This is a genomic window from Streptomyces sp., assembly GCF_036566765.1.
Lineage (GTDB): Bacteria > Actinomycetota > Actinomycetes > Streptomycetales > Streptomycetaceae > Streptomyces.
The window spans coordinates 1-5,329 of record NZ_DATCVQ010000221.1; the positions used below are offsets into that span (position 1 = coordinate 1).

Annotated in this window: 13 protein-coding genes; 12 read left to right on the forward strand and 1 reads right to left on the reverse strand. The window is 71.3% G+C overall.

The features are described 5' to 3' along the window. The 3 genes from VIU94_RS12790 to VIU94_RS12800 all read left to right on the forward strand — a co-directional run. Window positions 1-346 (forward strand): 3'-5' exoribonuclease domain-containing protein (locus tag VIU94_RS12790; protein WP_331910820.1); only part of this gene is annotated, 346 nt, incomplete at its 5' end. Between the two features lie 95 nt (window positions 347-441). Beyond that, on the forward strand, window positions 442-1,176 hold the full coding sequence (locus VIU94_RS12795; protein ID WP_331910822.1) for a hypothetical protein: 735 nt from the start codon (window positions 442-444) through the stop codon (window positions 1,174-1,176). Between the two features lie 74 nt (window positions 1,177-1,250). Then, a complete protein-coding gene (locus VIU94_RS12800) occupies window positions 1,251-1,421 on the forward strand; it encodes a hypothetical protein (protein WP_331910824.1) in 171 nt (56 codons plus the stop codon). Window positions 1,422-1,696: 275 nt separating this feature from the next. On the opposite strand, the gene VIU94_RS12805 is transcribed toward VIU94_RS12800, so the two are convergent. Further along, window positions 1,697-1,984: a helix-turn-helix domain-containing protein gene (locus tag VIU94_RS12805; protein ID WP_331910826.1), complete on the reverse strand. Its 288-nt coding sequence runs from the start codon at window positions 1,982-1,984 to the stop codon at window positions 1,697-1,699. Between the two features lie 158 nt (window positions 1,985-2,142). On the opposite strand from VIU94_RS12805, the gene VIU94_RS12810 reads away from it, so the two are divergent. The 9 genes from VIU94_RS12810 (at window position 2,143) to VIU94_RS12850 (ending at window position 5,075) form a co-directional block, all read left to right on the forward strand. Next, window positions 2,143-2,358, forward strand: a complete 216-nt coding sequence (locus VIU94_RS12810; RefSeq protein WP_331910828.1) for a hypothetical protein — start codon at window positions 2,143-2,145, stop codon at window positions 2,356-2,358. Beyond that, complete coding sequence (locus tag VIU94_RS12815) at window positions 2,351-2,653, forward strand: hypothetical protein (protein ID WP_331910830.1); 303 nt, start codon at window positions 2,351-2,353, stop codon at window positions 2,651-2,653. The genes VIU94_RS12810 and VIU94_RS12815 overlap by 8 nt, the downstream gene beginning before the upstream one ends. Continuing rightward, window positions 2,653-2,808 carry a hypothetical protein gene (locus VIU94_RS12820; protein WP_331910832.1) on the forward strand — a complete coding sequence of 52 codons (156 nt, stop codon included), beginning with the start codon at window positions 2,653-2,655 and terminating at the stop codon, window positions 2,806-2,808. Before VIU94_RS12815 ends, VIU94_RS12820 begins: the two co-directional genes overlap by 1 nt. A 24-nt stretch (window positions 2,809-2,832) precedes the next feature. After that, window positions 2,833-3,690, forward strand: a complete 858-nt coding sequence (locus VIU94_RS12825; RefSeq protein WP_331910834.1) for a protein transporter Sec31 — start codon at window positions 2,833-2,835, stop codon at window positions 3,688-3,690. A gap of 4 nt (window positions 3,691-3,694) precedes the next feature. Next, a complete protein-coding gene (locus VIU94_RS12830; protein WP_331910836.1) occupies window positions 3,695-3,862 on the forward strand; it encodes a hypothetical protein in 168 nt (55 codons plus the stop codon). A gap of 2 nt (window positions 3,863-3,864) precedes the next feature. Beyond that, window positions 3,865-4,011 (forward strand): hypothetical protein, encoded by a 147-nt coding sequence (locus VIU94_RS12835; RefSeq protein ID WP_331910838.1) that lies wholly within the window; start codon window positions 3,865-3,867, stop codon window positions 4,009-4,011. Between the two features lie 8 nt (window positions 4,012-4,019). Continuing rightward, complete coding sequence (locus tag VIU94_RS12840; protein WP_331910840.1) at window positions 4,020-4,283, forward strand: hypothetical protein; 264 nt, start codon at window positions 4,020-4,022, stop codon at window positions 4,281-4,283. Next, window positions 4,280-4,648, forward strand: a complete 369-nt coding sequence (locus VIU94_RS12845) for a hypothetical protein (RefSeq protein ID WP_331910842.1) — start codon at window positions 4,280-4,282, stop codon at window positions 4,646-4,648. Before VIU94_RS12840 ends, VIU94_RS12845 begins: the two co-directional genes overlap by 4 nt. A gap of 112 nt (window positions 4,649-4,760) precedes the next feature. Then, window positions 4,761-5,075 (forward strand): endonuclease domain-containing protein, encoded by a 315-nt coding sequence (locus VIU94_RS12850; protein WP_331910844.1) that lies wholly within the window; start codon window positions 4,761-4,763, stop codon window positions 5,073-5,075. The last annotated feature ends 254 nt before the right edge of the window (window positions 5,076-5,329 follow it).

The following is a 5,329-nucleotide window of genomic DNA, read 5'->3' on the forward strand; positions in this document are numbered from 1 at the left end:
CGACTGGCGCAACCACATGCCCAAGTCGTGGCTGTTCGACTACCACGACCCCGCAGTCAAGCGGCACAGCGAGATCGCCATCAAGGTCCGCCGGTTCATCCAGGACACCCCCGGCGCCCAGCTCTGGGCCTGGTACGGCGCGTACGACCACGTCGTCCTCGCCCAGCTCTTCGGCCGCATGGTCGACCTTCCCGGCGGCGTGCCGATGTGGACCAACGACCTTCAGCAGGAGACGGCTCGGCTCGGCAACCCGCAGATGCCCGAGCAGCCCGCAGGAGTCCACAACGCGCTCGCGGACGCCCGGCACAACCGCGTCCGCGCGCACTTCCTCGACAGCCTCGCCTGAACACAGCGATGGGGCGTGCCCTCGACCTCCCCAGGCCGGCACGCCCCACACGGTGCGAACACCGTACCGCCACCACCCAGCACACGGAGCGCACCATGACCACCACCGCCCAGCAGCTCCAGCAGATCGCCTGCCACTGGCCCGACCTCGTCGACGCCCTCGGTGTACCCGTCGCCGCGTCCTGGCCGCCCGCCGGCCTCCGCCACTACCTCGCCGCCCTGGAGCAGCACGACACGGCCGAAGCCGCAGCACTGCGCGCCCTGGAGCGCTCCCCCGACCAACTCGGCACCCGGCCCGTCCCGATCAGCCTCCGCGTCCACGACACCATGCGCCTCGTCGAGGCCGCCCTTGTTGAGTGCGCCGACAACATTGCCGCCCACGTTCAGCGCCCGCCGGTCAGCCCGCCGGCCCCGCGCCGTGCCACCATCGCCCGCACGCGCGCGGACCGGGTCGCCTGGGAAGACCACGCCCGCCGCATCCAGGCCGCCCGCGACGACGCCATGGACCCCCGTCGCTGGAAGTGGTCCGGCACGCGCCCCAGCGCTCCGTACGCGGCCCTGTGGCTCCTCGGCCGTGTCCAGGGCGCGCCCGGCCCGTTCCGGCCCCTCCAGGCGCAGCCGCTGCGGCAGGTGGCCACCGTTGCTGCTGGAGCCCTGCACCGCGTCGAGGCCGCGCTCGACCTCGCCGACGGCCGGCGCGAACTCACCAGCAGCCACCCGTGCGCGTGCGGCGGGACGATCGAGATCCGCGGCGGCGCCGGAGCAGCACCACGGGCCCGGTGCACCAACTGCGGGGCGTACTGGACCGAGGCCGGGGTGATTGCGGCATGACGGGAACTCACAGCAGAGTTCAAGCGTCCAGAAGGTCACAGCCGCCCCCCTTGTCCCAGCACAAAGGAGTGCCAATGAGTAACGATGCCGAAGACCCCCAGAACGAGGCACGGGACGCGCTGCTGCAGCAGATCGCCGCGGCAGCCAACGCGGCGCCGAAGCTGAACCCCGGCAGTGCAGCCGAGGCGCTCCGGAACCTGGCGCAGGCATACGCGTTCGTCGTTCGCCCGCCGCAGCAGCACTGACAGCCCCGGCTCAACGCGTTCCGGAGCGCACCCGGATGACGGCGAGCCCCCGCCCGGATCGTCCGGATGGGGGCTCGCACGCGTCCTGGTCAGGCGCGCCAGGGCGCGAGATCAGCACCCCCCACAGAGACCATTCCGCCCGGGTTCCGCCTGACCGGACTGGATTCGCGGACAGTGCGCAGCGCAGTGCGTCGTGATCCGCTCCCCGTCATAGTCCCGACGCTGATAGCACCCACAGGCCTGCTCCCACTCCACGTCATCCGAAGTCACGCTGCTCACTCCTCGGTCTTCCTCGGCCGGTGTGACCCCGACCCCGTGTAGCCCCGCAAGATGTCCTGCACGGTGCTCGCGGACGTCCCCACCCGGGCCGCGATCTTCCGCACCGAGACACCCTCGTCCCGCAGCTCCAGGACCAGGGCGCGCCGCTCCTTCACCCAGGTCCTGTTCCGGGCCACCTGCGCGGCCATGGTCTGGCTCATCGCCCGGACGCGCTCCTCCCGATCCTCGATGCGCTCGACGGCGTCCAGGGCCTCCGACACCTGCCGCACCTCCTCCTCGCTCACAGCCGCACCTCTCCATCCGGGTGGGCTACTTGCCAAGAGTGTATGGGTCCCATACGCTCCGTGGAAGTAGCCCAGCTACAACGCAGATGGCCCCGGCCGGAGTTCGCAGCTCCATTCGGCCGGGGCCAGCCCACCCCTGACAGCAGCAGGAGAAGGCCATGCCCGAGCGTACCCAGCACGCCCCCACCGCCGTCACCCACCCGAACGGCCTCGTCTTCCGCGTCATCCCCGCGGACTCCTACACCGCCCGGATGAGCCGCGACCGCCGCCAGCTCGTCATGACCGACGGCCAGACGTGGACCGTCGGGCAGCCCGTCGGCTGGCACGGCACCCCCGCCGCCTGGCGCACCGAGGAGGAGGCCGACCGTGGCTGACCACCTCACCGAACTCGACGAAACCCTCCGGCGCATCCTCAGCGAGCCGAGCACCGCCGCCCGCATCGCGTTAGCCACCGCCGACGTCCTCGACGAGGACCCCCACCTCACCGTCAACGCGTGGGTCCTCGGCTACGCCACCACCATTGGCGCCCGCCTCGTCACCGACACGCTGCCCGACGTCGTAGCCGACGAGGCCATCCGCACCGTGGCGCGCGCGATGCCCGCCCCGTACCTCGCCGAGACCTGCGGCGAGTACGCCATCCGCGTCCGCGATACCGCCCGGAGCCTGTGATGGCACCCGAGCACGACGCCCCCGAGGCACAGCAGCGGACCGTTACCGCGCCCCGCCCGAGCCGCGTCGCCACCGAGCCCGCCACCGTCGCCGCCTGCCGCGCCGACTACGAGGCCGCCGCCGACGTACGCGCCCGCCTCGACCAGCAGCGCTAACCACCCGCTCCCTGGAGACACCCCGTGAAAACGCGCACCATCACGCGGTACCGCACCGTCCCGCACACCGTCGACGGCGAGACCGAACTCATCACCGAGCCCTACACCGTCGACATCCCCCTCCCGCCCCGCGACTGGGACCAGCTCGTACGCGCCGGCGTCACCACCGGCGCCGTCGTCCTCGTCACCGTGTCCGTCGTCTGGTCCACCGCCAGCATCGGCGACCTCCTCGACCGCGTGGTCATCGCCCCCGCCGCCTACGGCGCAGCCGTAGCGTTCGACACCGCATGGATCATGTGCATGGCCGTCGAATGGCTCTGCCGCTACGACCCTCCCCGCGCACGCATCGCCCGGTACGCCGGCCACATCGCCCTCGCCATCGCCATGGCCGCCGTGTTCGCCCATGGCAGCCTCGCCGACCAACTGGTCGTCGGCGCGGTCGGGGCGGTCGTGTCGGCCGTCGCAAAGGGCGCATGGATGATCGCCATGACCGTCCACGCCCGCCCGCTCGACACCCGAACCCAGCAGTGGGTAGCGAAGCGCCGCGCCGCACTCGACGGGCAGCGCGCCATGATCCCCGTCCGGCGGGAACTCCTGCGCAGCCAGGCCCTGATCGAAGCGGAGCGCGCCGCCCTGACCGGTCCGGACTGGAATCCGGACCACGATCCGACCGAGTCCGGACCGGCCACGGAAGATCCGGACGACGAGCAGCCGGCCGCTCCTGCCGGTCCGATGACCGTGAAGGACGCAGTCCGGACCGCCCTGGACTCCGGGATGAGTGATCCGGATCGCGTCCTCGCCTATGTCCGGACCCGGGCCGACGCGAACGCCAAGCCCGCCACCGTGGATCGGTACATCCGCCTCGCAAAGCTGGCCGGGTGACGTCATGCCCCTCGCTCTGATCGGCTACGGCAGTCTCGCCATCCTCGCCGGCCTCGCGCTCGTCGCCATCGCACCCGCCCACGCCCGGCTCGCGCACGTGATGCCCGCCGTGCGCACCACCGCCCTGCTGCTCGTCGCCGCGGTCTACGTCGCCGCCCTCTGGGGGCACTGACCGTGTTCATCTCCCTGTACGAGGTCTCGTACTGGGCGTTCCTCGCCCTCTGGCCCTTCGGAGCGCTCGCCCTCATCTGGCCCCGCGCCCGACGCCCCTTCCGCTGGCTCCTCTTCGGCTGGCTCCTCATCTTCATCACATCCCGATAGGACACCCCATGAACACCGCAGCTCCCGCCGCCGGCATCAACTCCGCCGGGATCGGCTCCGGCGCCGTCATCCTCGGCCTGCTCCTCGTCGCCTGGCTTGCCGGACGCTGGAAGAACATCCCCAGCGAGAGCCGCAAGCTCGTCGGCATCGTCGCCATCGCCGTCATCTTCCTCGCCGGAGCCGGCGGCATCATCGGCAACCTCTTCAACGGCGCCCGACAGGCCGGAGACGGCATCGGACAGACCGTCACCGGCACCACCACAGGCCGATGAGCACCTGGTACCGCATCGCCGACGGAACCGGCATCCTCGCCCGTCGCGCCGGCGCATGGCTCGCGGGCAACGGCTGGCATTCCCTCGCGCTCCGCGCGGGCACTACCGCTCTCCTCGGCCCCCACCTTCTTCCGCCGGCCCTCGACGGACTCCGCTCCCACCCGCTTGCTGTACCCGCCGCCACTGCGGCCGGGCTCGGTGCCGCGTGGTGGGCCGGCCGCCCCTCGAACAAGATCGACAACCCCTCCCCTCCCCCACCGGAGAGCCCCTCTCCAAACGCGAAACCGCAGTTCACGAGCGTGCCCGACGAAGCCAACCCGCACCGCACTCACGTGGTGTGGCACATCCAGGAGCCGACCCCATGAGCAAGTTCAAGACCACCATGTCCATCAGCGAGCTCCGCGACCGCAACAAGGCCAGCCAGGCCGCGGCGCAGCAGAAGCCGCAGACACCGCCCCCACCACCGAAGGAGAAGCGTTGATCGGTCCCCGACCCTGGCGAGTCACCTACAAGCCGACCGACCGCCGGCGAGAGCCTGCCACGGCCTACCCCTGCGCCCTCGCCCACTGGGCGACACGCGACGGGCTGCCGAGCTGCAACCACAGCAGGGTCTCCAGCGTGAACGCCATGGTCTGGGACCACTGCCACCTCCACGGCTTCATCAGGGGCCCGCTCTGCAACTACCACAACGGCCGCATGCGGCACTACGACGACGGGCGCGAGGTGTACACCTACGAGCCGGACCTGATCGAGTACGCCCGCCTCTGCGCCGAGTGCTCCGGTCCGTGGTGACCTGACTGTCAGACCCCCGCCGTACCGTGGGCCACGTCCCGGCTGCTCACTACGCGGACCCCAGCCCCGCCGGAACAGCGCCCGGCGGGGCGTTCTGCGTACCAAAACGGCACACACCCCTCCACCACCTGACGCGTGCGCGGTACGTTCACCTGGCCTTCACAGCACAACCACCGCGAGGGGACACCCGCATGACCCAGCCCACGTGGGGCCAGCAGCCTCAACAGCCCGGCCAGCCGCCCATGTACGGCCAG

Coding starts and splice junctions, on each gene's coding strand:
- VIU94_RS12795 (WP_331910822.1), top strand. CDS start 442: ATGACCACCACCGCCCAGCAGCTCCAGCAGATCGCCTGCCACTGGCCC.
- VIU94_RS12800 (WP_331910824.1), top strand. CDS start 1,251: ATGAGTAACGATGCCGAAGACCCCCAGAACGAGGCACGGGACGCGCTG.
- VIU94_RS12810 (WP_331910828.1), top strand. CDS start 2,143: ATGCCCGAGCGTACCCAGCACGCCCCCACCGCCGTCACCCACCCGAAC.
- VIU94_RS12820 (WP_331910832.1), top strand. CDS start 2,653: ATGGCACCCGAGCACGACGCCCCCGAGGCACAGCAGCGGACCGTTACC.
- VIU94_RS12830 (WP_331910836.1), top strand. CDS start 3,695: ATGCCCCTCGCTCTGATCGGCTACGGCAGTCTCGCCATCCTCGCCGGC.
- VIU94_RS12840 (WP_331910840.1), top strand. CDS start 4,020: ATGAACACCGCAGCTCCCGCCGCCGGCATCAACTCCGCCGGGATCGGC.
- VIU94_RS12845 (WP_331910842.1), top strand. CDS start 4,280: ATGAGCACCTGGTACCGCATCGCCGACGGAACCGGCATCCTCGCCCGT.